At 67.6% G+C, this 25,460-nt stretch carries 23 protein-coding genes; 8 read left to right on the top strand and 15 right to left on the bottom strand.

What is annotated here, in order from left to right; all coding sequences use genetic code 11:
* Positions 1 to 223: 223 nt before the first annotated feature.
* The 7 genes from FS885_RS08810 to FS885_RS08780 all read right to left on the bottom strand — a co-directional run bounded on the left by FS885_RS08810 (position 224) and on the right by FS885_RS08780 (position 6,056).
* Entirely contained in the window at positions 224 to 1,234 is a 1,011-nt protein-coding gene (locus FS885_RS08810) for an acyltransferase family protein (RefSeq protein WP_144744693.1), read from the bottom strand.
* A 78-nt stretch (positions 1,235 to 1,312) separates the two neighbouring features.
* Positions 1,313 to 3,220: a heavy metal translocating P-type ATPase gene (locus tag FS885_RS08805; RefSeq protein ID WP_144744692.1), complete on the bottom strand. Its 1,908-nt coding sequence runs from the start codon at positions 3,218 to 3,220 to the stop codon at positions 1,313 to 1,315.
* 85 nt (positions 3,221 to 3,305) lie between these two features.
* On the bottom strand, positions 3,306 to 3,527 hold the full coding sequence (locus tag FS885_RS08800) for a cation transporter (protein WP_144744691.1): 222 nt from the start codon (positions 3,525 to 3,527) through the stop codon (positions 3,306 to 3,308).
* 36 nt (positions 3,528 to 3,563) lie between these two features.
* Complete coding sequence (locus tag FS885_RS08795) at positions 3,564 to 3,902, bottom strand: ArsR/SmtB family transcription factor (RefSeq protein WP_186365841.1); 339 nt, start codon at positions 3,900 to 3,902, stop codon at positions 3,564 to 3,566.
* A gap of 186 nt (positions 3,903 to 4,088) precedes the next feature.
* Positions 4,089 to 4,577 (bottom strand): SixA phosphatase family protein, encoded by a 489-nt coding sequence (locus tag FS885_RS08790; RefSeq protein ID WP_144744690.1) that lies wholly within the window; start codon positions 4,575 to 4,577, stop codon positions 4,089 to 4,091.
* Between the two features lie 183 nt (positions 4,578 to 4,760).
* Positions 4,761 to 5,234, bottom strand: a complete 474-nt coding sequence (gene mscL, locus FS885_RS08785; RefSeq protein WP_144744689.1) for a large conductance mechanosensitive channel protein MscL — start codon at positions 5,232 to 5,234, stop codon at positions 4,761 to 4,763.
* Positions 5,235 to 5,306: 72 nt separating this feature from the next.
* A complete protein-coding gene (locus tag FS885_RS08780; protein WP_246060932.1) occupies positions 5,307 to 6,056 on the bottom strand; it encodes an acyl-[acyl-carrier-protein] thioesterase in 750 nt (249 codons plus the stop codon).
* Between the two features lie 122 nt (positions 6,057 to 6,178).
* Between FS885_RS08780 and FS885_RS08775 the strand changes: the two genes are divergently transcribed.
* Positions 6,179 to 6,982, top strand: a complete 804-nt coding sequence (locus tag FS885_RS08775; RefSeq protein WP_144744688.1) for a class I SAM-dependent methyltransferase — start codon at positions 6,179 to 6,181, stop codon at positions 6,980 to 6,982.
* Here the strand turns inward: FS885_RS08775 and FS885_RS08770 are convergent.
* Positions 6,979 to 7,944 carry a 3'-5' exonuclease gene (locus FS885_RS08770; protein WP_144744687.1) on the bottom strand — a complete coding sequence of 322 codons (966 nt, stop codon included), beginning with the start codon at positions 7,942 to 7,944 and terminating at the stop codon, positions 6,979 to 6,981. The genes FS885_RS08775 and FS885_RS08770 overlap by 4 nt on opposite strands.
* A gap of 176 nt (positions 7,945 to 8,120) precedes the next feature.
* Between FS885_RS08770 and FS885_RS08765 the strand changes: the two genes are divergently transcribed.
* Positions 8,121 to 9,143 (top strand): putative manganese transporter, encoded by a 1,023-nt coding sequence (locus tag FS885_RS08765; RefSeq protein WP_144744686.1) that lies wholly within the window; start codon positions 8,121 to 8,123, stop codon positions 9,141 to 9,143.
* 104 nt (positions 9,144 to 9,247) lie between these two features.
* Here FS885_RS08765 and FS885_RS08760 read toward each other — a convergent pair whose 3' ends face one another.
* Positions 9,248 to 10,501, bottom strand: coding sequence for a DUF1015 domain-containing protein (locus tag FS885_RS08760; RefSeq protein WP_144744685.1), 1,254 nt, complete (start codon positions 10,499 to 10,501; stop codon positions 9,248 to 9,250).
* A gap of 1,434 nt (positions 10,502 to 11,935) precedes the next feature.
* Here FS885_RS08760 and FS885_RS08740 point away from each other — a divergent pair.
* Positions 11,936 to 12,883 carry a hypothetical protein gene (locus FS885_RS08740; protein ID WP_144744683.1) on the top strand — a complete coding sequence of 316 codons (948 nt, stop codon included), beginning with the start codon at positions 11,936 to 11,938 and terminating at the stop codon, positions 12,881 to 12,883.
* A gap of 47 nt (positions 12,884 to 12,930) precedes the next feature.
* Here FS885_RS08740 and FS885_RS08735 read toward each other — a convergent pair whose 3' ends face one another.
* Entirely contained in the window at positions 12,931 to 14,094 is a 1,164-nt protein-coding gene (locus FS885_RS08735) for a phosphoglycerate dehydrogenase (RefSeq protein ID WP_144744682.1), read from the bottom strand.
* A 47-nt stretch (positions 14,095 to 14,141) separates the two neighbouring features.
* Positions 14,142 to 15,242 (bottom strand): 3-phosphoserine/phosphohydroxythreonine transaminase, encoded by a 1,101-nt coding sequence (serC, locus tag FS885_RS08730; RefSeq protein ID WP_144744681.1) that lies wholly within the window; start codon positions 15,240 to 15,242, stop codon positions 14,142 to 14,144.
* A 231-nt stretch (positions 15,243 to 15,473) separates the two neighbouring features.
* Between serC and FS885_RS08725 the strand changes: the two genes are divergently transcribed.
* Positions 15,474 to 16,313, top strand: a complete 840-nt coding sequence (locus FS885_RS08725) for a metallophosphoesterase (RefSeq protein WP_144744680.1) — start codon at positions 15,474 to 15,476, stop codon at positions 16,311 to 16,313.
* A 2-nt stretch (positions 16,314 to 16,315) separates the two neighbouring features.
* Here the strand turns inward: FS885_RS08725 and FS885_RS08720 are convergent, their stop codons facing one another.
* Positions 16,316 to 17,821 carry a lipopolysaccharide biosynthesis protein gene (locus FS885_RS08720; RefSeq protein ID WP_246060918.1) on the bottom strand — a complete coding sequence of 502 codons (1,506 nt, stop codon included), beginning with the start codon at positions 17,819 to 17,821 and terminating at the stop codon, positions 16,316 to 16,318.
* 396 nt (positions 17,822 to 18,217) lie between these two features.
* On the opposite strand from FS885_RS08720, the gene pckA reads away from it, so the two are divergent.
* The 4 genes from pckA (at position 18,218) to FS885_RS08700 (ending at position 21,401) form a co-directional block, all read left to right on the top strand.
* Positions 18,218 to 19,807 carry a phosphoenolpyruvate carboxykinase (ATP) gene (gene pckA / locus FS885_RS08715; protein WP_144744679.1) on the top strand — a complete coding sequence of 530 codons (1,590 nt, stop codon included), beginning with the start codon at positions 18,218 to 18,220 and terminating at the stop codon, positions 19,805 to 19,807.
* A 206-nt stretch (positions 19,808 to 20,013) separates the two neighbouring features.
* The gene (locus FS885_RS08710; protein ID WP_144744678.1) at positions 20,014 to 20,742 is read left to right on the top strand and encodes a B3/B4 domain-containing protein; all 729 of its coding nucleotides are present in this window, start codon (positions 20,014 to 20,016) and stop codon (positions 20,740 to 20,742) included.
* Positions 20,743 to 20,754: 12 nt separating this feature from the next.
* On the top strand, positions 20,755 to 21,078 hold the full coding sequence (locus tag FS885_RS08705; RefSeq protein WP_144744677.1) for an MGMT family protein: 324 nt from the start codon (positions 20,755 to 20,757) through the stop codon (positions 21,076 to 21,078).
* 104 nt (positions 21,079 to 21,182) lie between these two features.
* The gene (locus FS885_RS08700; RefSeq protein ID WP_144744676.1) at positions 21,183 to 21,401 is read left to right on the top strand and encodes a DUF6485 family protein; all 219 of its coding nucleotides are present in this window, start codon (positions 21,183 to 21,185) and stop codon (positions 21,399 to 21,401) included.
* A gap of 320 nt (positions 21,402 to 21,721) precedes the next feature.
* Here FS885_RS08700 and FS885_RS08695 read toward each other — a convergent pair whose 3' ends face one another.
* From FS885_RS08695 to FS885_RS08685, 3 genes are read right to left on the bottom strand one after another with little or no spacing between them, the layout of a single operon-like run.
* The gene (locus FS885_RS08695; protein ID WP_144744675.1) at positions 21,722 to 22,564 is read right to left on the bottom strand and encodes an HAD-IIB family hydrolase; all 843 of its coding nucleotides are present in this window, start codon (positions 22,562 to 22,564) and stop codon (positions 21,722 to 21,724) included.
* Positions 22,565 to 22,597: 33 nt separating this feature from the next.
* On the bottom strand, positions 22,598 to 23,647 hold the full coding sequence (gene trpS / locus FS885_RS08690) for a tryptophan--tRNA ligase (RefSeq protein ID WP_144744674.1): 1,050 nt from the start codon (positions 23,645 to 23,647) through the stop codon (positions 22,598 to 22,600).
* A 2-nt stretch (positions 23,648 to 23,649) separates the two neighbouring features.
* Positions 23,650 to 24,840, bottom strand: coding sequence for a glycosyltransferase family 4 protein (locus FS885_RS08685; protein ID WP_144744673.1), 1,191 nt, complete (start codon positions 24,838 to 24,840; stop codon positions 23,650 to 23,652).
* Positions 24,841 to 25,460: the final 620 nt, after the last annotated feature.

The raw sequence follows: 25,460 nt of genomic DNA, 5'->3' as shown, positions 1-25,460 counted from the left end.
CATCTCCACCATTCCTTCAACTGGGAAAATGCCGCCCCCGGGGCCCGGATAGGACCTCGGGGGCGTTCGGTTAACTGCGGGAGCGTGCCGTCAGCTCAATGTGTTCGGTTGGGATCGGAAATCAACCGTTCGCCGCGCACGTGCCGGCGGCAGGGCCGGCCACCTGCGCTGGGCGGGGACGGCATGGCCGCCACCGCGACGGCGCCCGTGGCGGGGCCGGGGTCTAGGCGCCGCCGTCGCGCCTCGCGGGCAGCCAGCGCGCGGCCATGAGCGCCGCGAACGGGCGCGTAAAGCCGCGCCATGCGGTGAGGACCAAGACCCCCCCGCTCAAAGCCAAGACGATCGCCGTGCCCCAGAGCGGGTCGAGCAGGATGGGCAGGCCGTAGAAGGGCGTGCGGAAGGTGAGCGCCGCGCGGATGAGCCGATGGAGTACGTAGACCTGGAGGGTGCGCTCGCCGAGCACGGTGATGAGCGAGCGCTCCCGCGGCACGAGGCGCAGCACGGCAAGCGAGCAGACCGCGGCAATCGCGATGGTCGCGAGCTTGGCGGCGACGCCCGCGAGGACGTTGGGGCCGTAGGGGTTGTCGCCGTACACCTGGGGGAAGAACCACTCGAAGCAGGTAGGCGAGACGAGACGCGCGGAGAATATGGCCGCGGCGGCTGCCACCGCGACATAGAGAACCTTTTTGCCGGCGAGCCGCTCCACCTGCGCAGTCGAGGCGTAGTAGCCCGCCGCGAAATAGGGGAGGAACGCCAGCGAGCGGCTGATGGCCAGAAACCCGCTTGACACATCGACGCAGCCCCAGAGGAGCGATGCGGCCAAGCAGGCGGAGATGCCGATGCCGGGCGCGACCCGCGCGAGCAGAGGCGTCGCAAGGTACCACCAGGCCATGCCGATGAGGTACCACGGCGCGGAGCTGAAGCGCCAGAGCCGCTCGGGCTCGTCGAGCACGCCGTTGATGGCGGTGAGCGCCACCTGGTAGGCGAAGCCCAGCACGACAAACGACACGATCCGGTTCACGTTGAGCCGTCCGTCCCGGTACGCGCCCTTCGCGAAGAGCCCCGAGACGAAGACGAACAGCGGCATGTGGAACAGGTAGATGATGTCGAACAGGGCGCTCAGCGCCTCGTTGTCGTTGTGGACGGGGTGCATGAAGTGCCCGACCACGACAAGCGCGATCAAGACGCCCTTGACGTTATCGAACAACGCGATGCGCGCGCGGGTGTCGCCCATGTATTCCCCCAAATACGATGCGACCGGATGCAGCGTCAAGTATCCTAACGCAGCAGCCGGTCGCAGGGAAGGGGAGGGCTACCTCGAGACGCGCATGGCGCGCATGGCGTTCAGGATCGCGATCATCGCCACGCCCACGTCGCCGAAGACGGCGAGCCACATGTTCGCGATACCGAGCGCCGCGAGTACCAGGATGGCGGTCTTCACGCCGATGGCGAAGATGATGTTCTGCCACACGATGTGCATGGTCTTGCGCGCGATGCGCATGGCCTGCGCGATCTTGCTCGGCTTGTCGTCCATGAGGACCACGTCGGCGGCCTCGATGGCGGCATCCGAGCCCATGGCGCCCATGGCTACCCCGACGTCGGCGCGCATGAGCACGGGCGCGTCGTTGATGCCGTCGCCCACGAAGGCGAGCCGCGCGCCGCCCTGCTCCAGGCTGAGCAGGCGCTCCACGGCGTGGACCTTGTCCTCGGGCAGCAGCTGCGCGTGGACCTCGTCGAGGCCGAGCTTCGCGGCGACGGCCTCGGCCACGTCGCCGCGGTCGCCGGTGAGCATGACGCATTTCTTGACGCCGGCGGCGTGCAGGTCGCTGATGGCCTTGGCGGCATCCTCCTTCACCACGTCGGCGATGACGATGTGGCCAGCGTAGGCACCGTCCACGGAGACGTGCAGGATGGTGCCCGTGAGCTTGCATTCCTGCCAGGAGCTCCCGTGCTCGGCCATGAGCTTGTCGTTGCCCACGAGCACCACGTGCTCGTCGACCGTGGCGCGCACGCCGTGGCCGGACTCCTCCTTCACGTCCTTGATGCGCACCTGGTCTATCTCGCCCGAGTACGCCTGCTTGATCGAGATCGCGATGGGATGGTCGCTCATGGCCTCGGCATAGGCGGCGTTGCTGAGTACGTAGTCAGGGTCGACGCCGGCCTCGGGGTGCACCGCGACGACGTTGAACGTACCCGAGGTGAGGGTGCCGGTTTTGTCGAAGACGACCGTGTCGACCTTGGAGAGGAGCTCGAGGTAGTTGGAGCCCTTGACGAGGATGCCGAGCTTGGAGGCCCCGCCGATGCCGCCGAAGAAGCTGAGCGGCACGGAGATCACGAGCGCGCAGGGGCAGCTCACGACGAGGAAGGTGAGGCCGCGCAGCACCCAGTCGGTCCAGGCGCCCATACCCAGAAGGGGCGGCACCACGGCCAACACGACGGCGGAAAGTGTGACGACCGGCGTGTAGACGCGGGCGAAGCGCGTGATGAAGTTCTCGGTTTTGGCCTTCTTTTCGCTCGCGTTCTCTACGAGCTCGAGGATGCGGGAGACCGTGGACTCGCCGAAAGGCTTCGTAGTCTCGATATGGAGGATGCCCGTCATGTTGATGCAGCCCGAGATGACGTCCGCCCCAGGCTCCACGTGGCGCGGAATGCTCTCGCCGGTGAGCGCGGCGGTGTCGAGCTGGCTTGCGCCCTCGACCACCACGCCGTCGATGGGGATGCGTTCGCCGGGTTTCACCACGATGGTGTCGCCGACGGCCACCTCGTCGGGGTCGACCTCCACGAGTTCGCCGTCACGCTCGATGTTGGCGTAATCGGGTGCGATGTCCATCATCTCCGCGATTGAGGCGCGGCTCTTGCCCACGGCATAGCTCTGGAAGAGTTCGCCCACCTGGTAGAAGAGCATCACCGCCGCGCCCTCGGCCATGTGCGGGTCCGTCTCGGGGAAGAGCACCATGGCGAACGCGCCGAGCGAAGCGACCGACATGAGGAACGCCTCGTCGAAGGGGTCGCCGCAGCGGATGTTGTGCACGGCCTCGAGGAGCGTGCGGTACCCTGCGATGAGGTAGGGGATGAAGAAGAGCGCGAAGCTCGCGTAGACGTCGCCGGGCGTGCCGAACGCCCGCGTGAGCGCACCGGTGGCCTCGAGCGCGAATGCGATGGCGAACAGGACGAGCGCAACGATGATGCGGTCGCGCCACCTGCGTTGCTTCTTGTTCATGACAACTCCAATTGCAGATATGAACACATGCTCATATAACCTTCGGGAATATGGCCGCCCGTGGCGGCCGTGCGCGACGCGATGCCTAGCGGACGATCTCGCAGTCGGGTTCGATGCGGGCGGTGAGCGCGACCACGCGCTCGAGCACCGCGTCGAAGTCCGTGCCGTCGGCGCAGGAGAGCGTGAGCTTCTGCGTCAGGAAGTTGACGCGCGCGTCGTCGACGCCCTCGACCTTCTTGATGGCGTCCTCGAGCTTCTGGGCGCAGACGGCGCAATCGATCTCGTCGAGCTTGAATGACTTTCGCATGGTGGGTCCCTCCCTCAAGGCCGCAGGTACGCGGAGCTATTCGCAGATGTGGCTCATGCCCTGGGCGAGCATGGTGTGCACGTGGTCGTCGGCAAGCGAGTAGATGAGGCTGCGGCCGTCGCGGTCGAAGCGCACGAGCCGCGCCTGCTTCAGGATGCGGAGCTGGTGCGAGACGGCGCTTTGCGTGGCGCCGATGGTCTCGGCGATGTCGCCGACCGAGCGGGGGCCGTCGTAGAGCGCGTAGAGGATCTTGATGCGCGTGGTGTCGCTGAAGGTCTTGAACAGGTCCGCGAGGTCGTACAGGAGCTCCTCGTCGGGCATCCCCTCCGGCGCGCACGCGTCGGGCTTCTCGACGGTGGAATCGCTTGATGCCATGGTGCCTTCCCCCCTCATATGAGCAGATGTTCATACGTGCAATTATGATTATATGAGCAGACGCTCATATGTCAAGGGAAAAAGAGCGAGCGGCCGCATCCCTCCGGGGAGACAACCGCTCGCCATGGTGATCGCAGGCAGCGCGCTGTATCGCGTGCCTTCCGCACCGGGTGCGTGTATGGGGCGCTACGCCGTGCGCGGCCCCTGTACGAACCAGAGGAGCTTCGACTCGCAGGCGTCGAGCGCCTCATCGAGCTCGATGGCGGCTGCCGCCCCGGGTGAGAAGTCGAGCTGCGCGCCGCAGAGGTACTCGGTCATGCGCTCGACGAAGGGGATGTGCCCCACCACGACGAGGCAGCGCGCGTCGCAGCTCTCGAGCTCGTCGAGGAACGCCTCGCCATCCTGGGCGAAGAGGTACGCCCGCTCCTCGAGGTCGCTGCAGCCCAGCGCGGCGGCCGCGGCCTCCGCCGTCTGGCGGGCCCTGGTCGCGGTGCTCACCCAGAAGCGCGCGCCCTCCCGCTCGTCATCGGCGAGCAGCGCGAACGTGCGGGTGAAGCCGTCCGGCCCCTCGAGCGCCGCACGCCCCGCGCAGGTGAGCTGCCGCGCCTCGTCGGCGAGGCCGTCGCGGGACGGCTCCGCCTTGCCGTGCCGGATGAGGACCAGGGTGCGTTTCATGGATGCTCCTCTCTTTGCAAGCTGCATCAAGCATACTATGGCGACGCGCCGGCGGGCGGGTGCCGCACGCGGGCGGCGGCGCGTGCCCCCTGGACGGCGCGGCGACGGGGGATAAAGAAGGCGCCGCGACCGGATGCGGTCGCGGCGCCCTGCGCGTCAGATGCTTGGAAGCCGTAGCGGCGTCTATTCCTGCGCGTTCGCGTAGCCCTCGAGCTTGGAGGTGCAGTGCGGGCAGCGCGTGGCGTCGTCGGCGATCTCCTGCTTGCAGAAGGGGCAGGTGCGCGGCTTGACCTCCTCCTCTTCTTCCTCCTTGGCGAGACCGGCCTTCGCGGCGGCGATGTCCTTCAGGCGGTTGAAGGTGTTGAGCGCCTTCACGATGGCGAAGACGGCGGCGGCGGTGATGAAGAAGCTGATGATGTCGCCGATGAAGGCGCTGAAGTCGATCTTCTGGCCGCCGAGCACGAGGGTCAGGCCGCCGACCTCGGGCGTGCCGCCCGTCAGAAACGAGATGAGCGGGGTGATGATGTTGTTGACGAGCGAGTTCACGACGGAGGTGAACGCGCCGCCGATGATGACGCCGACGGCGAGGTCCATCACGTTGCCGCGGCTGATGAATTCCTGGAACTCGGAGACGATCCCCTTGATCTTGTTGCCCATGATCCTCCCTACGTTTTGGTGCAAACGTGCATATGGTATAGGTCGCGGGCGGCGTTGTCAGTGCTCGCGCTGCTATTCAACCAAAAACTTAAGCTCCACCACGGCGTAGGGCGCGCCCGACCTGTCCTCGAGCGCGACGACCGTCGTGTCGCCTGCAGACGCGAGCCCGGGGAAGATCGTGTCGCCGAGCACGGCGGCGCGCTTGTAGTCGACCCGTACCTGGACGGGGACCTCCTCACGGGGGAGCGCGTCGAGCGCCATCTGCACGTACTGGCAGTTGTTGACGCGCTCGTTCGTGTCGATCTGGTAGCGCTGGACCGTGATGGGCTCCAAGGGCTCGAGGCCGTCGGGGATGCGCACGCGGCGCTCCTCGGCGGGCATGTCGAGCGGCTCGGCCGTGCCGTAGGGGTCGATGTGCTCAGGTGTGGGCCGCACCGGCCGGTTGCGCTCGAGATCCATGAACGCCCACGAGGAATGGGCACGCGCGATGAGCGCCCCGGTGCGGTCGCGCAGGTAGAAGTAGCGGCTCGCGGTGAGCCCCTTGAAGGCGCTCGCGAACGTGCCCACGCTGACGGGCTCCGCGAGGGCGGGGTAGCGGTCGATCACGATCTGCCAGTGCGTGAGGACCCAGGCCCGGCTCTGCTCCTTGAGCCACGCCATGCCGATGCCGAGCGCCTCCGACTGGAAGGTGCTGCAGTCCTGGAAGTAGTCGATGAGCGCGGGGAGCTTGAGCAGCCCGCGGTGGTCGACCTCGCTGTACCTGATGTGCGCTTCGAACTCGAATACCGGGCTCAGGGCGCCGTCTCGTCTCATATCAGCCATGCTCACCTCATGTCGTCGCGTGCCCATTGAGGATAGCATGCGCGCCCCGCCGCCGATCGCGCGCTTCGGGGCAGTGTTGCGGGGCGGTTACAATGGCGTGGAGGACGAAGGGAGGACCTGGTATGGGAGACGGGTTGCAGGAGGCGGGCGCCGCGCCGCCCGCGGCGGTGGCATGCGTGGTGGAGCGTCCCGGAGCGGCCCCCGGCCTCGCCGAGCGGATCGCGGCGCACCTCGGCGCTCCGCTGGAGCGCGACCTGCCGGCGGCGGGTGTCGACGCGGCCCTTCTGGTCGACGCCGACGGTGTGTCGTACCTGCGGGACGGCATGCGGCTGCGCGGGGACCTCTCGCGCATGGCGCGGCGCATCCGCCCAGGCGCGCTCCCGCGCGAGCTCATCGTGCGCGCAGCCCGCATCAAGGGGGCTGCGGGCCCCCTCACCGCGATCGACGCGACCGCGGGGCTGGGCGAGGACTCCCTGCTGCTCGCCGCCGCCGGCTTCAGCGTCACCCTCTGCGAGCGCGACCCCGTCATCGCGGCGCTTCTGCGCGACAGCCTTGAGCGCGCAGCCGGCGACCCCGCGCTCGCCGACGCGGTGGGGCGCATGCGCCTCGTAGAGGGCGACAGCACGCGCGTGCTCGCCGACCTCGCCGAGCGCCCGGACATCGTGCTGCTCGACCCGATGTTTCCCGGGGGTAAGCGCGCGGCGGCGAAGAAGAAGCTCCAGCTCATCCAGACGCTGGAGTCGCCGTGCGACGACGAGGCGGCGCTGGTCGATGCCGCCGTGGCCGCGCTCCCGCGCAAGGTGGTCGTGAAGCGCCCGGTCAAGGGGCCGTATCTCGCCGGGATCGAGCCCGACTACTCCATCGCGGGCAAGGCGATCCGCTATGACTGCCTCGTCGCCCCGCGCTACGGGAGGCGGCGTCTCTAGGCGAACATGTTCTTGAGCTTGAACTCCGCCTGCACGGTGCGCAGCATCAGGTCGGCGTCCGCAAGGCCCAGGTGCCGCTCGTTCTCGTCCGCGGCGAGCGTGCCGCGGCGGCGGGCCCAGTTCTCGAGGCTCGCGGGCGCGGACTCGCGGGGGAGCGTGGCGACCTCGCCGTCGAGCTTGCGGCAGATGTCGCGCGAGTCGATGACGACGATCTCGCCGGCACGGCGCGCCTCGGCGTAGCCGTCGAGGTGGAGCATGAACCAGGAGTCCTCGAACGCGGCGTTATGAGCCATGTAGGGGTAGTGCCTCATGAGCTCGAGGATGCCCGCCTGCGCCGCCTTGTCCTCGCGAAACGGCATCTCGCCCTCGATATCGGACCAGGTGATGCCGTGGATCTTCGTGAGGGGCACGCCCGCCGCGCGATAGGGGTCCTCCGGCAGGCCGAAGAAGCGCTCGCCGCCGGCGAAGGGCTCGGCGTCCGCCGTGAGCTCCATGAGCTCGAGGCCGAGGTTGATGATGTAGCCGCGCTCGGGCGCGGTGCCGGTGGTCTCGATGTCGATGCCGATGACCGTGCCCGTCACGTGCTCCTTGACGTAGGCGACGGCGAGCGCGTCGCGGTCTCCGCGCACCTCCTGCTCGACATCGGCGACCGGCCTGCGCTGCAGGGCGGCGATGCCGCGGCAGAGGTCCGCGTCGGAAAGGCCGCGCGAGAGCGCCGCGCTCGAGAGGTTGCGCAGCCGCGCCTCGCCGATCTGGTCGCAGATCTGGCGGTTGCGGTCGGCGAGCTCGCGCACCGTCTCGAAGCTAAAGCCCGGGTCGTCCTCGTCGCGCCAGGCGGCGATGAGCGTCCGCAGCGCCTCCTCGCCATGCTGGCGCTCGGACTCCATGGCGTCGGGGTCCCCGAAGATGAAGAAGGGGATGAACGGCTGCATCGTGTACTCTAGGGCTTGGCTGACGTTCATGGGAGGTCCTTCCCGCGGGGCCACGTGGCGCGCCGCCCTCGGTGGGCGGGCCTTGCGCGCTCGTGTTCGCTCTGTGAAACTCGGCTAGGTACGATAGCGCATCGCGGCTCTGCGCTCGCAGGGGCGCGGCGATGGGTATGAACCTTCCATAACCGAACGCTTGAGGGGTCGCATACATGGAGTTTTTCGAGCACACCGTGATGCACGCGGTGGAGGACACGCTGCCGATCGTCCCGTTCCTGCTCGTCACCTACCTCGTGCTCGAGGCGCTCGAGCATGCGGCGGGCGAGCGGGTCAACGCGGTCGTGAGGCGCGCGGGCGCGGCGGGGCCGGTGGCGGGGGCGCTGCTCGGCATCGTCCCGCAGTGCGGGTTCTCCGCGATGGGCGCAACGCTGTACGCCGGCCGGGTCATCACGCTCGGCACGCTCGTCGCGGTCTTCCTGTCGACCTCGGACGAGATGCTGCCGCTGCTCGTCGCCGAGCGCGTCGACGCGGGGACGGTCGCGGCGATCCTGGCCTCCAAGGCCGCCATCGCGCTTATCGTCGGGCTCGCGGTCGATGCGGCCGTGCGCGTGCTCAGGCTGAACGGGCGGGCGCACGCGGTCCTGCGCCGCGGGGTGCTCGGGCGGGGCGCCGCCGCCTCGGCGCGGGACGCCGCCGCACGTGACGTGCTCGATGACCTCGCCGAGGCCGGCGAGGGCGCGGACCATATCCACCGCCTCTGCGAGCGCGACCATTGCGGATGCGACGAGGACGATGCGCATACCGGGCACGGCCATGACCACGGCCACGCCCACGGCCACGGTGCCGCCGGCTCGATCGTGCGCAGCGCGCTGTCGCACACGATCCAGGTGAGCCTCTTCATCTTCCTCGTGACGTTCGTCCTCGTCGCCGTCTTCGAGGGTGCGGGCGAGGCGGTCATCACGGGGTTCCTCGCGAGCAACGAGACGCTGGCCGTGTTCGGCGCGGCGCTCGTGGGGCTCATCCCCAACTGCGCCGCGAGCGTCGTGGTGACCCAGCTCTACCTCGAGGGCGTCCTCGCGCTCGGCCCCATGCTCGCCGGCTCGCTCGCCGGTGCCGGCGCGGGGTTCCTCGTGCTGTTCCGCACCAACCGCAACGCACGCGAGAACATCGTCATCCTGCTCGTTCTCTATGCGGTCTCCGTCGCCTGCGGGCTCGTCGCGCTCGTGCTCGCGTGATCGGGTGCCCCGCGCTTGAGGCGGGGTGCCTTGCGGATGCGACGCTTGCGGTCGCAGCCCCTTGCGCTAGCGCCGACGTGTGCCCTCGGCGCCCCGCCGCGCGGCTAGGCGATCCGGTGGAGGAAGAGCCCGCTTCTCAGCTTGGGCTCGAACCATGTCGATTTCGGCGGCATGAGCAGGCCTGCGTCGGCGACGGCGAAAAGCTGGTCGATGCCGGTCGCGTGGAGCGTGAACGCGACGCCTTGGTCGCCCGCCCGCTCCTCGAGCTCCCGGGTGCCGCGGATGCCCCCCACGAACGAGATGCGCTCGTCCTCGCGCACATCGCCGATGCCCAGGATGGGGGCCAGGATGCGCTCCTGCAGGATCGAGGCGTCGAGCTGCTCGACGGGGTCGCCCTCGGCGAGCGCCCCGGCGAGCTCGCTTGAGACCGCGAGCGACCACCAGCGGCCGTCGGTGAAGAGCCCGAAACGCCCCGGCGCGACCGGCTCCACGGGCGCTGCCGCCTCCTCGACCGAGAAGCCCGCCTCCTCGATACGGCCGAGCAGCCCTGCGGCGTCGAGCCCCGCGCGGTCGGCGACGACGCGGTTGTAGGGAAGGATCGTCAGCTGGCTCGCGGGGAAGAGCACGGCGAGGAAGTAATTGAACGGCTCCCTGCCGGTATAGGTGCCCTCCGCCTCGGCCTTTGCGCGCATTCGCTGGGCGACCTTCATCGCGGAGGCGGTGCGGTGGTGGCCGTCGGCGATGTAGGCGCACGGAACCTGCTCGAACATGGCGTGGATCGACTCGACGGCATCGGGCCGCGCGATCTCCCAGACGGTCTGGTGCACGCCCTCGGCATCGGTGAAGTCGTAGAGCGGCGTTGCGGTCTTCGCGGCGGCGAGGATGAAGTCGAGCACCGGCTGGTCGCGGTAGGCGATAAAGATCGGGCCGGTCTGGTAGCCGAGCGCCTCGATGTGCTCGATGCGGTCGCGCTCCTTCTCCGCGCGCGTGAGCTCATGGCGCTTGATGGTCCCGTCCTCGTACTCGGCGACGGGGCAGACCCCCACCACACCGGTCTGCACATGGCCCTGCCAGGCGAGTTCGTACAGGTAGTAGGATCGGTTGCGGTCCTCGATGAAGGTCCCGTCGGCGATGCGCTCGCGCAGCAGCTCGGCGCCGCGCGCGTACACCTCGGGCGCGTACATGTCCTGCTCGGGCGAAAACTGCGTCTCGGGGCGGTCGATGGCGAGGAACGAGAGCGGCTGCTTCGCGACGGCCGCCGCGGCCTCGGCGCGGTCGACGGCGTCGTAGGGGGGCGCGGCTACCTGCGGCGCCGCCTCGGGCGCCGGACGCGTGCAGGGGAAGGGGAGGACTCTCATGGGGGCTCCTTGTCATCGTTGCCGGCGGGCCGGGCGGCCCGCGTCCCGCTATTGTACCGCCTCCGGGGGCCCGGGCAGGGGCCGTAGGGGAGTGACGCCCCTGGTGCCGCACGCTCGTTGCGGTATTCGGTGTGAGTTTTCCGGGGCTTCGGGGAGACCCATCGAGCGACTCGATAAATGCGCAGGTCGCAGCGTTGCGAAGAAGAGGGGAGGTCTCTCGGTCCTAAAACTCACACCAAATACCGCAACGAGCGTTTCGAGAGCGGCGCGGAACGCCGCGCGCCGCCTCCGGTCCTTGCGCACAGTCGCCGGCGGCGCCTTCGATCGCGCACACAGGGTGACGCATTTCTCACAAGAACCTTCCCCCAATCCAACACGTACCAATATTCATACGAAGAACAATGGCAGCCGAAAAACATTTTGGTAACATTCCGAATGTATCAGCTTAATCTTGATGGGAATGAAAGCCGGGTCTACAAAAAGTATTGGGATACCTCGGCTGTTCACTTCATTGAACCGGATTTATAGACGGATTTCATAGGCGCGTAGTTATATAGCAAAGCCAGCCGGGCCAGTCAACGGTCAAGATGAACGGCGCATTTCATGCGCCGCCGTTGACAGTCCCGCCCGTCTTTGCTGATGGGCAATCAAGGCGGGAAAGCCCTAAAATGGCTTCCCGTCCATTTCAAATTTGAGAGAAAAAACGCTCCAAAATCAAAAAGAGAGCGGCCAAGCATTTTTGGAGATTGGCCGCCTTGTCCACCCATTCAGCATGACGGCGGGCGGCGGTCAAGGCCGGGTGTAAACCCGTTCATTTCAGTCTTGACGGTTGCCCGCTGTCCTGCTATTTTTCCAGGAATGTGGCCACACTTCGGGACACTTTGTCCACAAGTCGAAGCGTGGGGCGAGGGACGGGGGCTTTCATATGCCTGCCGCCGTTCTCTGGAAACAGCCCGATTATTTTTTTCATTCCCATTCGCAAAAATTCAGCCTGTTTTCCTGACGGAGCAAACGGGGTGCATAAAGCACCGCACCCCGTTTCCCCCGTCAGCCACGCCAGCAGGTATAACACACTACACTTTGCAAGCAAAGTCGTGTGCCAAAGGGGCCCCCTTTGGAAACCCCGGACAACAAAACAGGCGGTATGCTGCCCTCTCCGGGAGCATACCGCCGTTTGTTGTCAGCAGCCCGTTTCACGGTCTGTTTTCGCCCTTTGTAAAGTTTGGCGTTGGTTGGATTGGGGGAAGGGTTTTGTTGGACGGCGTTCATCTTTTTTAAAAACTCGCTGGTTCCCGCTGGAATCCGGCCTACGCTTCAGGTATGGATAGGTTGTTCTGCTCCATAACGGCGTTTCAGCTGCTGAGGATGCCCCCGATCGCATTCGCGTACCCGAAGGGCGAGGGGGACCTGGCGTCGCGTGCCGGGATGCGCGGGATGTGCCGGGCCGATAGGCCCTTGGGGGCGCTCGACAAGCCGCTGCACGTCCTGGTCGATGATCGCCGGCGCAGCTTCCGCACGCCCAACCTCATCACCCATGTCCGCGACCTCGCCGCATTCCCGAATCAGACGCTCGAGCTCGCGGAGGGCATGCACGTCACCTCGCCGCTCCTCACGCTGCTCACCATGGCGCCCGATATCTCCACGATCGAGCTCGCCATGGCGATGAACGAGCTCTGCGGTTCCTATGCGGTGTTCTCGCCGGATGACGGCCTCCGCTCGTGGTTGCAGGCGCTCGCCGATTCGGGACGGCTGCCCACGATCGACGGGTGGCGTCCGGTTCGCGACCGGCAGGGCCGCCTCACGGACCTCTGGAGCAGGCCGCCGCTGCTCCACGCCGGCGCCATCACCAGATTCGCCGAGGGGATCTCGGGGCTGGAGGGGTGCAAGCGGTTCGCGCAGGCCGCCGGCCTCGTTTTCGACAACGCCGCCTCGCCGCTCGAGACGCAGGCGGCGATGCGGCTCGGCGTCCCGCGCCGATGGGGCGGCGCCGGGTTCGACCGCCTTCGCCTGAACCCGCGCATCCAGCTCGACCGCTCCGCACGGCTGATCTCGGGGAAATCGGTGTGCTACGCGGACGCGCTCCTAGAGAACCCCGAACGTACGAAGTCCGTGATCGTCGAGTGCCAAAGCGCGCTCATCCATGACAGCCGGGAGAGCGCCCTCGATGACGCGACGCGGTTGGCCGCGCTGCAGAGCATGGGCTATCTGGTCGTCCCCGTGACATATGCCCAGCTATGCGACGAGCAGGTTTTCCGGCAGATCGCGGTGCATATCGCCCGGGAGCTCGGCGTGTCCTTCCGTCCCAAGACGCCTGCGCTCCTCGCCCGGGAGCGCGAACTCTGCCGCTACCTGTTCTCGGATTGGGTGCGGCTGGGGAGGTAGCGGGCAGTGTCATCGAGGGGTGCCGCCGCGGTGGCCCCCGTGCCGAGCTACTTGATCACGCGCACGCGGTACATCGATGGGATGCGCTTGAGAGCCTCGATGGTGCCCTGCTCGAGGTGCTCGTCGGTGTCGAACATGGTGTAGGCGTTCTCGCCGGCGCTCTCGTTGACCATGCGCTGGACGTTCGCGTTGTCGTCGGCGAGGATGCGCGTGATCTGGCCGATCATGTTGGGCACGTTGGCGTGCAGGCAGCCGATGCGGCTCGCGGCGCGCGCCTTGCCCATCGAGCAGCTGGGGTAGTTCACGGAATGGGCGATGTTGCCGTTCTCCAGGTAGTCCTTGAGCTCCGAGATGGCCATGTCGGCGCAGTTCGCCTCGGCCTCCTCGGTTCCGGCGCCGGAATGCGTGGTCACGAAGGTGTTGGGCATGAGCACCGTCTTGGGGGTGGCGAAATCGGTCGCGAACCACGAGAGCCCACCTGTGTGCAGCGCGGCACTCACAGCGTCCTCGTCGATGATGGTCTCGCGCGCGAAGTTGATGAGGACGGCGCCCGGTGCGAGCAGGGCGAGCTGCTCGGCGCCGATCATGCCGACCGTGTCAGCCTTCGAGGGCACGTGCAGCGTGAGGTAGTCGCAGCCGCGGCACAGGTCCTCGAGCGTGCCGACGCGCTGGACGTCGCGCGAGAGCTCCCAGGCGTGCTCGACCGAGATGAACGGATCGTACCCGAAGACCTCCATGCCCAGCGCGACGCAGGCGTTGGCGACCTTGGATCCCACGTTGCCCAGGCCGATGACGCCCACGCGCTTGCCGCGAAGCTCGCGGCCCACGAACGCCTTCTTGACGTGCTCGGCGTGGGTGAGGATCTCGGGGTCGGCGGCGTTGGCGCGGACCCATTCCATGGACTGCACGACGCCGCGGCTCGCGAGCACCATCATGCACAGGACCATCTCCTTGACGGCGTTCGCGTTCGCGCCGGGGGAGTTGAACACGACCACGCCGCGCCGGGCGTAGTCCTCGACGGGGATGTTGTTCACGCCCGCGCCGCAGCGCGCGATGGCGCGGATGCCGGCGGGAAGGTCGTAGCCGTGCAGGTCGGTCGAGCGCATGAGGATGGCGTCCGCCTCGGCGGCGTCGTCCACGTAGGCGTAGCCGTCGCCGAAGGTGACCTGCCCGTCCTTGGTGATGTCGTCGATGACCTTGATGTTGCGCATCGTCTGCTCCCTTCGGGCGTCCGCCCGCGATCGCCTAAGTCCCGGGCCTAGCCCCGGCCGTGCCCGGCTTCGAACTCACACATGTATCGTACCAGCTCCTGGACGTCCTCGAGCGTCACGGCGTTGTAGATGCTCGCGCGCATGCCGCCGACGAGGCGGTGGCCCTTGACGCCCTCGATCCCGCGGGCCCGCGCGCCCTCGATGAAAGCCGCGTCGAGCTCGGGCGTGGGGCAGCGGAAGGTCACGTTCGCGATGGAACGCGACGACGGCTCGGCGAACGGGCGGAAGAGCTCGCTTCCGTCGAGCGCGCGATAGAGCAGGTCGGCCTTGGCGCGGTTCAGGCGCTCCATCGCCTCGAGCCCGCCCGCGTCCTCCACCCAGTGGAAGACCTTGCCGCACAGGTAGATGCCGAAGGTGTTGGGCGTGTTGTACATCGAGCCGGCGTCCGCCTGCACGCGGTAGTCGAGGTAGGTGGGGCAGCAGCCGAGCGCCGCGCCCGCGCCGACGAGGTCCTCGCGCACGATGACGACGGTCACGCCCGCCGGTCCGGCGTTCTTCTGGGCGCCCGCGTAGATGAGCCCGTAGCGCTCGATGTCGAGCGGCATCGAGAGGAAGCAGCTCGAGACGTCGGCCACGAGCGGCACGTCGCCGCACGCGGGCAGCTCGGCGAACATCGTGCCGAAGATGGTGTTGTTCTGGCAGATATAGAGGTAGTCGAGGTCGCCCGCGGCGCAGCGCTCCGCGACGGGGGCGAGGTCGGGGATGCGGTCGAAGCCGGTCCCCTCGCTCGATGCGAGGCAGACGGCGTCGCCGTAGCGCTGCGCCTCCTGCCAGGCCTTGCGGGAGAAATGGCCGCTCACCACGTAGCCTGCGCGGCCGCGGCGCATGAGGTTCAGGGGGATGCCGGCGAACTGGAGCGTGGCGCCGCCCTGGAGGAAGAGCACGCGGTAGCTCCCGGGGATGCCGAGAAGCCGCCGCAGCGCGGCCTCGGCGCCGTCGATGATCTCGCGGTAGGCGGCCGAGCGGTGGCTCATCTCGAGGACCGACATGCCGAGCTCCCGGTAGTCGACGAGTTCCGCGGCGACCTCGGCGAGGACGCTTTCGGGCAGCGCCGCGGGACCGGCCGAGAAGTTGTGCACGCGCGCCATGCCGTACCTCCTGCTTGAGTGGACTGGGGTGCGGTAACTCTACCATACGGCCCGCATCGCGCGCCCCCGCCGGCGGAGTTAACCCCGGGGAAACACGTCCGGACGCACGGCGCGGGTGCGGCGGCGCACGGCGCGATCCCGGCGGCCGCCCGCGGCCCGCGGCGCACGGCGCGATCCCGGCGGTTGCCCGCGGGGTACAATGGGTGCACGAACAGGCGGGAGGCGAGGCCCATGGCGGTATACGTGACATCAGATGCCCACGGCCACCTGCGCGCGCTTGACCGCGCCCTCGAGCTCGCCGGACCGGGCGACGCGGACACGGTCTTCGTGCTGGGCGACATGGTCGACCGCGGGCCCGACCCCGTCGGCGTCATCCACCTCGTGCGCTCGCTTCCCGGCGCGCGCGTCCTTATGGGCAATCACGAGCGCATGCTGCTCGACGTCCTGCTCGACACCGGCGAGATGGACGATTTCACTTGGGCGCTCAACGGCGGCGGGACCACGCTCGCGGGCCTGGATGCCCTCGAGCGGGCGGCCTACCGCGGGCTCATCGAGTGGCTGGAGGGGCTCGCGCTCTACGACGCGGTGGAGGTCGGCGGCCGCATCTACCTCCTCGTGCACGCCGGCATCGACGCCATGGAGGCACGCGGCTTCCTCGCCACGGCGGGTGTCGATTGCGCGGGCGGGCGCGGCGCCGCCGCGGCCACGCGCGAGCAGCTGCTCGACATGCTGGGCAGGCAGGATCCGGAGACCCTGCTCTGGACGCGCAGCGGGTTCTGGGGCGAGCCCACCGGCCTTATCGGGTCAGAGGGCGCGGGTCCCGTGGTCGTCGCTGGCCACACCCCCTCGATCGTGCTCGCCGCCTACGCCGACCGTCCGGAGCGCGACGGCGCGGACGTCGACGGGCGCGGCCGGATCGTGCGCGTGGGGGCGTGCGAGGCCACGGCGGGCGTCGCCGACCGCATCGACATCGACTGCTCGGCCGCGGCCGGCGCCCGGCGCGGGCGCGTGGGCGTCATGCGCCTGGATGACGGCGCCGAGTGGTACGCGGCCATCGAGGAGGGCGCGTAGCCTCAGCTCGCGCGCCAGCGCCGCTCGAGGAAGGGGTCGCGCTCCTTGCGGATGGCCTGCCGGATGCGCACGTACTCGAGCACGAGCAGCACCAGCAGGAGCGTCATGGCGCCGAGGTAGCTCACGACCGCGCCGGTAAGGCCCATCAGGTTCACGAAGATGAGCGAGAGCACCGTCACGGCGGCGAATCCCGCGAGGTAGAGCTGCATGACGGCGCGCTGGCGGCGCAGCACGGTGATGATGGCATAGAGGAAGTCGATCGCGGCGATGACGCCCCCCGCCAGCACCATGAGGTAGCTGAGCGTGCGGAAGCGCTCAAAGTCCACGCCGTACATGAAGCTCGTGAGCGGGATGCCCACGCTCGCCATGGCGATGCCCATGAGCGCGGTGACGGCCACGATGACGGCCATGACCGCGAGGATGATGAGGTCGAAGCGGCGGCGCTTCTTGGGGTTGGACCAGATGCTCGCGAGGCGCAGCAGCTGCGGCTTGTAGATGAAGCCGATGATGATCTGGATGCTCTGCGAGGGGAAGTACAGCGCGTTGAAGTAGAGCTGGTTCTCGTAGGCGAGCGCGCCCTCCATCACGAACTTGGGCATGGTCTCGATGAGGTTGAAGAGGAACAGCGCGCAGAACAGCGGGAAGCACTGCTTGAAGAGGTCGATGACCTCCTCGAGCCTCCAGCGGCGCGACTTCTCGGTCTCGAGCAGGGCGAGCGGCAGCGTCACGAGCACGAGCGACGCCACGGCGGCGATACCCATGCCGATGGAGGCGAGCGCGATGCTGCGCGTCACGAGCAGGATCACCGAGAAGATGAGGAAGACCCCGCCCGAGCGGACGGTCTGGGATATGCCGGCCAGGTAGAGCTTGTCGGCCTGCTGGAGCCTACCCTCGTAGACGTCGGCGATGCCGTCGACGAGCTTGAAGAGGTAGACGCCGGCGCAGATGGTGGCCATGAGGGGCTGGTAGTCGCGGATCGTGCAGTACAGGACGCCCATCACGAGGGCCGCCGCGGTCGAGAGCCAGCGGTTGATCTGGTACGACGAGAAGGCGTGCGTCTCGTCGATGTCGGACACCTGGAAGTTGCGCACGCCGTAGTTCGCGACGTACATGAGCAGCATGCCGGTCGAGAACGCCATCGAGAACATGCCCGCCTGCTCGGTGCCGGCGAGCTGCGTGGCCACGATGGAGAGGATGGGCAGCGACATGCCCCAGACGGTGGTGCCGAGCGTGTTCCAGACGTAGTCGCGCGAGGTGCTGTGCGACTCGTACTCGGCCTCCTGCTCGCTGAGCGACCCCTTGTAGACCGATTGCAGGAGCCTGGTCCACCAGTCGTTGACGATGCGCGCGAGGAGGGGCTGGCGCCCGCGGCGCCTCCGGGCAGCGTGGGCGTTACCCGGGCGGCCGTCCGCAAGGCGCCTGGCGGCGCTCGATGCGGGGCGCGCCGCGGGCGCGCCGCGTCTGGCCTCGAGAGCTTCACGTATCTTGTCGAGCGGGTTTACGGGCACGGGGCTCCTGACGGTTGGGGACGGGTCGGTCGCGCCGGGCCGCCGGCGCATACAGGGACCATTATAGACGCTCGCCCCGCAGGCGCGCGGACGCGGCAGCGCGGCGCGGGCCGGGACAGCGCGCCTGTGCGTCCCGCAACTGTCGAGTGGCGCCTTCTGGGGGTGCGCTGCATGCCATGCGGACGTGGTCGGCGTACCAGAAATGTAAGAGTGCGTGCGCTCGGCTTGCCACGGCGGGCCGTTCCCCGATACGACCCGTCGCGTACCCGCAAAGTTACGGTATATCTATGACCGTGTGTGGGGGCCAGGTGCCGATCGCCACCGGGCCTTCCGTCCGTGGGTTTTGATAGCAGGCGCCACGGCGCGTCCGTGTCGCCGCGTGTGAAAGGTGTAAGCATGATCGAGACCATATTGCTGGAGTCGGGGATCGACTGCGACTTCGACCGCGTCCATGTGGACTGGAGCCCGGCGAAGCTCATCGAGCATTCGATCTCGCACCATGAGGCGTACCTGACCTCGACGGGGTCGCTGTCCGTCTCGACGGGCGCCTTCACGGGCCGCTCGCCCGAGAACCGCTACATCGTCGACGCCGGTGCCGCCGACGAGCAGGTCAACTGGAACAGCAAGACCAACAAGCCCATCGACGAGGAGACCTACAAGCGCGTGCGCAAGAACGTGACGCGCTACATGTCGCAGCGCCGCCATCTCTTCGTGATCCGCGGCTACGCCGGCGCCGACCGCCAGTACGCCCGCAAGGTCATGGTCGTCTGCGAGCGCGCGCACCAGGCGCTGTTCATCCAGAACATGCTCGTGCGCCCCTCCAAGGACGAGCTCGAGGTGTTCGGCCGCCCCGACATCATGGTCTTCGCGGCGCCCACCTACGTGTGCTCGCGCGACCGCGACGGCGTGGAGCCCGCCGCCGTCATGCTCGACATGAACAAGAAGCAGATCATCGTGGCCGGTACCGGCTACTGCGGCGAGATCAAGAAGGCCGTCTTCACGATGATGAACTACCTCCTGCCGCTCGAGGACGCCGTGCTGCCCATGCACTGCTCGGCCAACGTCGACCCCGAGACGGGCAAGACCTGCATCCTGTTCGGCCTGTCGGGCACCGGCAAGACGACGCTCTCCGCCGACCCGAACCGCCTGCTCATCGGTGACGACGAGCATGGTTGGAGCCCGCGCGGCGTCTTCAACATCGAGGGCGGCTGCTACGCCAAGACCATCGACCTCACCCGCGAGCGCGAGCCGGATATCTTCGACGCGATTCGCTTCGGCAGCGTGTCCGAGAACGTGAAGCTCGACCGCAAGAGCCGCGAGGCGGTCTACTCCGACAGCTCGATCACCGAGAACGGCCGCGCCGCCTACCCGCTCACGCATATCACGAAGGTCGTCGACTCCGGCACCGGTGAGACCCCGAGCGTCGTGCTGTTCCTCACCGCCGACGCCTACGGCGTGCTCCCGCCCATCTCCAAGCTCAACCGCGAGCAGGCGATGTTCCACTTCCTGACCGGCTACACCGCCAAGGTCGCCGGCACCGAGCTCGGCGTCAAGGAGCCCCAGCCCACGTTCTCGGCGCTGTTCGGCGAGCCCTTCATGCCGCTCGACCACATGGTCTACGCCTACCTCCTGGGCGAGAAGATCACCCAGAACAAGACGCGCGTCTACCTGGTCAACACCGGCTGGACGGGCGGCCCCTACGGTGTGGGCCACCGCATCGCGCTCTACCACACGCGCGCGCTCGTGAAGGCCGCCCAGGACGGCTCGCTCGACATCGCCGGCTACACGCACAACGACGTGTTCGACGTCGACGTGCCCAACGAGTGCCCCGGCGTGCCCAAGGAGCTGCTCGACCCGCGCGGCACCTGGGACGATGCCGAGGCCTACGACAAGGCCGCCCAGGAGCTGGCGGCGAAGTTCAAGGAGAACTTCGACAAGCGCTATCCCAACGTGGACCTCAAGAGCATGACGCGCAAGCGCGCCTAGTGGCACCCGCGCGCATCCGCACGGCGGTTCCGGGGCGGCGACCTTTGACGGGCCGTCGCCCCGTCGCTATCATGGGGCCCGATAGGGCTCCATCCCCGGATGGGGCAGCGCGAACGCGTGCGTGCCGGCGTCGTAGGGCAGAAGAAGACGGTCGGCGGCACGCGTTTTCGTTTATTCGCGCACGCGCGCTAGAGGAAGGCGGAAGCATGAAGCAGTTCGTGACCGAGGATTCGTTTTGGCAGCTCTTTCCCGATGCGGCGATCGGCATCGTGGTCGCGGAGGGCATGAAGCCGGCAGATGAGGTGCCGGCAGATGATGCCGCCCAGATCGAGCGCCTGCTCGACCGTGCCAACGCGCTCGCCGAGCGCCACATCACGAGCAACACGATCTCCGAGAACGCGCCCGTGAGGGCGTGGCGCGAGGCGTACCGCGCGTTCAAGACCAAGAAGGGCGCGCGCTGCTCGATCGAGAACCTGCTCAAGCGCGTGCTCAAGGGCAACCCGGTGGGCCACATCACGCCCTCGGTCGACATCTACAACGCCGTCTCGCTCAAGTACGCCCTGCCCGTGGGCGGCGAGGACATCGAGACGTTCGCGGGCGACCTCAGGCTCGGCATCACCGAGGGCGGCGACGCGTTCCTGCCGCTCGGCGAGGACGCGCACGAGGACCCCACGCTTCCCGGCGAGCTGTGCTACCGCGACGACGCGGGCGCCGTGTGCCGCTGCTGGAACTGGCGCGACGGCGTGCGCACCGCGCTGCGGGATGACTCGCGCAACGCCTTCCTCATCATCGAGTGCGTCGAGCCCGAGCGGATCGAGGACTGCCGCGCCGCCATCGACGAGCTTGCCGAGCTGGTCGAGCGCTACCTGGGCGCCACCATCAAGGTGAAGGAGCTCGTCACGGCACAGAACCGCGCGGTCGCGATCGCCGACTAGCAGGGGGTGCGGATGGAGCGAGGAGGGTTCTTCGAGCGGGTCTACGAGGTGGTCGAGCAGATCCCGCCGGGCATGGTCGCGAGCTACGGCCAGGTGGCCAAGCTCGTGGGCGAGCCGCGCCGCGCGCGCTACGTCGGCTTCGCCCTGCACGCCAACCCCCGTCCCGGCGAGATCCCCTGCCATCGCGTCGTGTTCGCCGACGGGCGCCTCGCCGCGGGATTCGCGTTCGGCGGGCCGGGCGTCCAGCGCGAGCTGCTCGAGGCCGAGGGCGTCACGTTCGTCGATGACGACCGTGTCGACATACGGGCCTGCCGCTGGCCGGCGGGCGTCGAGTGAGGGGGCTGATCGGCCCGCGCCCGCGCTGCCCGCGTCCGCACCGCCCGCACCCGCCCGGCCCGCGCCCGCACGCATCTGTTGATCCATGACACAGGGAGGTACCTATGGCAAACGTCGCATTCTGCACCTGCACCGACAAGGCGTGCCCCAACAACCCCTGCAACCACGACCGGGGCTGTACGCCGTGCATCGCCAAGTGCCTGAAGCAGGGCGAGATCCCCACCTGCTTCTTCAAGGCGGTCTCGACCGATGACCTGCTGCCGGGCGATGAGCAGGACTGGACCTACCGCGGGTTCGCGGAGCACGTGCTCAAGCCGCGGTGATCGCATCGGCAATCGGCCTCGGCCATCGCCGCGCGCTGACGCCCGGGCCGGCGAGCGGTCCGGACCTCAACAGGCCTCAACAGAGAAGCGTCCCGCCATCCGCTTTGGGTGACGGGACGCTTCCCGGTTTCGCCGTCGATCGCACAGAGGGGAGGGATGCGATTCGATCCTGGCCGGCAGGTTTTTTCATCGCCGGTACCTGCCGTGCCGTTAAGTTAACTATAGTGAACTATTAGGCGATTGTCGATGACGCGTCGGCGCTCCACAATCGCTTCATAAGTTATCTTAAGCTAACAGTTATACGGACCCGGGAGACCCGTCTACGCAGAGAGGTGCTCGGGCTCGATGACGCGCCGCACGAGCTCGGGGAGCGCACCGGCCCCACCGGTCGTGTCGAGCACGAGCCCGCAGTAGGGGCGCGCGTCGTCCGAGACGTTGGCGACGCCCACGCCGAGACCCGCGGCCTTGAGCATGTCGATGTCGTTCGCCGCGTCGCCGAAGCCGATGGTGTCCGCGATGTCGACGCCGAGCATCTCGGCCAGGTGCGCCAGACCGGTGCCCTTGTTGACGCCCGCCGGCACGAACTCAACGTAGCGCGCCGACGAGTAGGTGATGTCGATCTTCGCGGGGTCCAGCCTCGGCGCGAGCTCGGCGCCGAGCCGCTTGCAGTGCGCGAAGTCGGTATCCATGTAGAGGATCTTCACGAGCTGCTTGCCGTCCGCGAAGGTGAGGTCGCGCACGTCGTCGCCGAGCGGCACGACGCCCTCGATCGAGCGCACGTAGTCCTCCTCCTCGGGCGGGAGGAACTGCGTGAAGATGTCGTCCTCATCGGTGTAGATGTGCATGGCGAGCCGGTGCTCGACGCCATAGCGGTAGAGGAACTCAACCGATGCGCGATCGATGAGGGTGGAGAGCAGGGGCTCGGGGTCTCCGAAGCGGTTGATGAAGCCGCCGTTGTAGGAGATGACGTAGGTGTCGCGCATGAGCTCGGGGTCGACGTCGGCGAAGTTCGCCATGATCGAGCGGTAGGGCCTGCCGGAGCTCGGCACGAAGAGCACGCCCAGCTCGCGCAGGCGCCTGAGCGCGTCGATGTTGGGCACCGGGATGCGGTGCGCGCTGTCGAGGAAGGTCTCATCCAGGTCAGACGCTATGAGCTTGTACATCGGCATCTCCTCTTCGCGACGGCGGCGGTTCGGCTAGTACACCATGCCCATGGCCTCGCGCACCTCGGCGAGGGTCCTCTCGGCGATCTCGTTGGCGCGGCGGTTGCCCTCGTGGAGGACGTCGCGCACGTAGTCGAGGTCCTGCTCGAAGGCGTGGCGGCGCTCGCGGATGGGCTCGAAGTAGCTGTTCACGGCCTCGGTGACGTACTTTTTGAGCGCGCCGGAGCCGCCCATGCCGATCTCTTCGGCGATCTCGCGCTCATCGCGGCCGGTGCAGATGGCGGCGGTGGAGAGCAGGCCCGAGACGCCGGGGCGGCCTTCCGGGTCGAACGTGATCATGCGCTCGGAGTCGGTCTGGCTCTTCTTGATGCGCTTCGCGGTCTCCTCGGCCGTCATGGAGATGGAGATGGCGTTGCCGTAGCTCTTGCTCATCTTGCGGCCGTCGAGGCCGGGCAGAAGCGGCGTGTCGGAGAGCAGGGCGTCGACCTCGGGGAAGACCTTGCCGTAGCGGTTGTTGAACTTGCGGGCGATGAGGCGGGTGAGCTCGATGTGCGGCAGCTGGTCGCGGCCGACGGGCACCACGTTGCCCTTGCAGAACAGGATGTCGCACGCCTGGTGCACGGGGTAGGTGAGGAGAAGCCCCGTGAGCTCATGGCCGGAGGCCTCCATCTCGGCCTTCACGGTGGGGTTGCGCTGCAGCTCGGCCTCGGAGACGAGGGAGAGGAACGGCAACATGAGCTGGTTGGCGGCCGGCACCGCGGAGTGCGCGTAGATCATGGTCTTCGCGGGGTCGATGCCGCAGGCGAGGTAGTCCATGACCATGTTGTAGACGTTGTCCTGGATGTGCTCGGTGGTGTCGCGGTCGGTGATTACCTGGTAGTCGGCGATGAGCACGTTGGTCTTCACGCCCATGTCCTGCAGCTCGACGCGGCCCTTGAGCGTGCCGAAGTAGTGGCCCAGGTGCAGGCGGCCGGTGGGGCGGTCGCCGGTGAGCATGGTGTAGTTCCCCGGGTGCTGTGCCAGGTCCGCGTGGATCTCGTTGCTGCGCTTGAGCGCGGTCTCGTAGCTTCTCTCGTTGGGCATGCTCACTCCTTGCCGTGTGATTTCCTGTTGTGCTCGGCGGCCTCTTCCTCCTCGGCGAAGGCGGGGTCATCGGGCGTGACGATCTCGTCCTTGTGGGTCTTGGGGTTGTAGTGGTGGCGAAGCACCGGCTCGAACAGGTGCAGCCTCATCGCGAAGGCGATCGAGCAGGCGAGCAGGGCCGCGAAGATGACGACGCGCCCCGCGATCTCGACCTGGTTGATGGCGGCGGCTCCCAGCGAGAGCAGGATGCACCAGAGGTAGATGAGCAGGACCGCCTGCTTCTGGTCGTAGCCCTCCTGGATGAGGCGGTGCTGGATATGGCCCTTGTCGGCCTGGCCGATGCTCACGTGGGCGCGCTTGCGGCGCACGATGGCGGCGAGGGTGTCCAAGATGGGCACGCCGGCGACGATGAGCGGGATGAGCAGCGACGTGAGGGCGGCGGTTCGGCTGACCGAGAGCAGCGACACCGTGCCCAGCGCGAACCCGAGGAGCAGCGCGCCCGAGTCGCCGAGGAAGATGCTCGCCGGGTTGAAGTTGTAGCGCAGAAACGCGATGCAGGCGCCGAAGAGCGCGATCGAGAGCGCCGCCGCGTCACCGCGGCCGGAGAGGACCGCGAAGCTGAACATCGTGATGCTCGCGATGGCCGAGATACCCGTGGCGAGCCCGTCGAGGCCGTCGATGAGGTTGATGATGTTCGTGTACGCCACGAGGTAGATGACGGTGATGGGGTAGGCGAACCACCCGAGGCTCAGGTACTCGCCCGATACGAAGGGGTTCACGATGCTGCCCACGGTGAGTCCGCTCGACGCCGCGACGATGGCGGCGGCGACCTGGCCCGCGAGCTTGACGCGGGGCGTCAGCGTGAAGACGTCGTCGATGGCGCCCGTGAGGACGATGATGCAGAACGACGCGCCGAGCATGTAGTAGTTGATGCTCATGCTGGGGTGCGGGACGAGCGCGGACGGCCAGCCCCACAGGATCGTGCCGGTCACCTGCAGCGCGCACGCGACGATGAGCCCGCCGAAGACCGCGAGCCCGCCCATGCGGGGGATGGGCCTGGTGTTGACGCGCCGCTTCGAGGGGTAGTCGACCGCGTCGAGCAGGATCGCCAGCCGCTTGACCGGCGGCACCAGCACCAGCGTGGTGATGAGGGCTGCACCAGCGATGCAGATATAGGGGACGTATGAATCCATACAGACGCTACCGCCGTTGCAGGTCCGAGAAGTTCACGAGGTATCCCCCCGCACGCGACGGGGAGACAATCCGATATATGATACAAAAGATTCGCCACGTCGGGCGTGTCGGCGGGCGTCCATCACGGTGATAGCAGATATAGCGAGGTGGCGGGTGCGTCGGGGCACAAAAAGACCGCACCCCGTTTCACGATAATGAACCCACCTCTACAAGGTGGGTGCCCTCATCGCCCGTTCCAGCTTCCTTAACAACGAAGGATGCCTGTACTTGGCACGACTGTGTGGGCTCCCTGAAAAAACGTGACGGTTCACCCAGTTGCTCCACGGGGTGCGGAACACCTTCATCTTACCGTGCCGCATACCGAATACCAGTCTTGACTTATACCGTTCGATGGTGGACGATGGGCGTGATGATGTGACTTCGATGCGAATGCCTCGTTTCCGCTGCTCAATCCCCTTGTTCTCGCTACAGGCGGATGCGTTTTCCGCTTTTGGTTGATTTCCGATCCCAACCGAACACATTGAGCTGACGGCACGCTCCCGCAGTTAACCGAACGCCCCCGAGGTCCTATCCGGGCCCCGGGGGCGGCATTTTCCCAGTTGAAGGAATGGTGGAGATG

Source organism: Enorma burkinafasonensis (assembly GCF_902150035.1).
In the GTDB taxonomy this organism is placed as follows: Bacteria; Actinomycetota; Coriobacteriia; order Coriobacteriales; family Coriobacteriaceae; genus Enorma; species Enorma burkinafasonensis.
Note: the sequence above shows the minus strand (reverse complement) of the source record. Positions and strands in the feature narration are given on the sequence as shown.

Excerpts from the sequence above, each read along its gene's own strand:
- FS885_RS08810 (WP_144744693.1), bottom strand. The coding sequence starts at position 1,234 with ATGGGCGACACCCGCGCGCGCATCGCGTTGTTCGATAACGTCAAGGGC.
- FS885_RS08805 (WP_144744692.1), bottom strand. The coding sequence starts at position 3,220 with ATGAACAAGAAGCAACGCAGGTGGCGCGACCGCATCATCGTTGCGCTC.
- FS885_RS08800 (WP_144744691.1), bottom strand. The coding sequence starts at position 3,527 with ATGCGAAAGTCATTCAAGCTCGACGAGATCGATTGCGCCGTCTGCGCC.
- FS885_RS08795 (WP_186365841.1), bottom strand. The coding sequence starts at position 3,902 with ATGGCATCAAGCGATTCCACCGTCGAGAAGCCCGACGCGTGCGCGCCG.
- FS885_RS08790 (WP_144744690.1), bottom strand. The coding sequence starts at position 4,577 with ATGAAACGCACCCTGGTCCTCATCCGGCACGGCAAGGCGGAGCCGTCC.
- mscL (WP_144744689.1), bottom strand. The coding sequence starts at position 5,234 with ATGGGCAACAAGATCAAGGGGATCGTCTCCGAGTTCCAGGAATTCATC.
- FS885_RS08780 (WP_246060932.1), bottom strand. The coding sequence starts at position 6,056 with ATGGCTGATATGAGACGAGACGGCGCCCTGAGCCCGGTATTCGAGTTC.
- FS885_RS08775 (WP_144744688.1), top strand. The coding sequence starts at position 6,179 with ATGGGAGACGGGTTGCAGGAGGCGGGCGCCGCGCCGCCCGCGGCGGTG.
- FS885_RS08770 (WP_144744687.1), bottom strand. The coding sequence starts at position 7,944 with ATGAACGTCAGCCAAGCCCTAGAGTACACGATGCAGCCGTTCATCCCC.
- FS885_RS08765 (WP_144744686.1), top strand. The coding sequence starts at position 8,121 with ATGGAGTTTTTCGAGCACACCGTGATGCACGCGGTGGAGGACACGCTG.
- FS885_RS08760 (WP_144744685.1), bottom strand. The coding sequence starts at position 10,501 with ATGAGAGTCCTCCCCTTCCCCTGCACGCGTCCGGCGCCCGAGGCGGCG.
- FS885_RS08740 (WP_144744683.1), top strand. The coding sequence starts at position 11,936 with ATGTGCCGGGCCGATAGGCCCTTGGGGGCGCTCGACAAGCCGCTGCAC.
- FS885_RS08735 (WP_144744682.1), bottom strand. The coding sequence starts at position 14,094 with ATGCGCAACATCAAGGTCATCGACGACATCACCAAGGACGGGCAGGTC.
- serC (WP_144744681.1), bottom strand. The coding sequence starts at position 15,242 with ATGGCGCGCGTGCACAACTTCTCGGCCGGTCCCGCGGCGCTGCCCGAA.
- FS885_RS08725 (WP_144744680.1), top strand. The coding sequence starts at position 15,474 with ATGGCGGTATACGTGACATCAGATGCCCACGGCCACCTGCGCGCGCTT.
- pckA (WP_144744679.1), top strand. The coding sequence starts at position 18,218 with ATGATCGAGACCATATTGCTGGAGTCGGGGATCGACTGCGACTTCGAC.
- FS885_RS08710 (WP_144744678.1), top strand. The coding sequence starts at position 20,014 with ATGAAGCAGTTCGTGACCGAGGATTCGTTTTGGCAGCTCTTTCCCGAT.
- FS885_RS08705 (WP_144744677.1), top strand. The coding sequence starts at position 20,755 with ATGGAGCGAGGAGGGTTCTTCGAGCGGGTCTACGAGGTGGTCGAGCAG.
- FS885_RS08700 (WP_144744676.1), top strand. The coding sequence starts at position 21,183 with ATGGCAAACGTCGCATTCTGCACCTGCACCGACAAGGCGTGCCCCAAC.
- FS885_RS08695 (WP_144744675.1), bottom strand. The coding sequence starts at position 22,564 with ATGTACAAGCTCATAGCGTCTGACCTGGATGAGACCTTCCTCGACAGC.
- trpS (WP_144744674.1), bottom strand. The coding sequence starts at position 23,647 with ATGCCCAACGAGAGAAGCTACGAGACCGCGCTCAAGCGCAGCAACGAG.
- FS885_RS08685 (WP_144744673.1), bottom strand. The coding sequence starts at position 24,840 with ATGGATTCATACGTCCCCTATATCTGCATCGCTGGTGCAGCCCTCATC.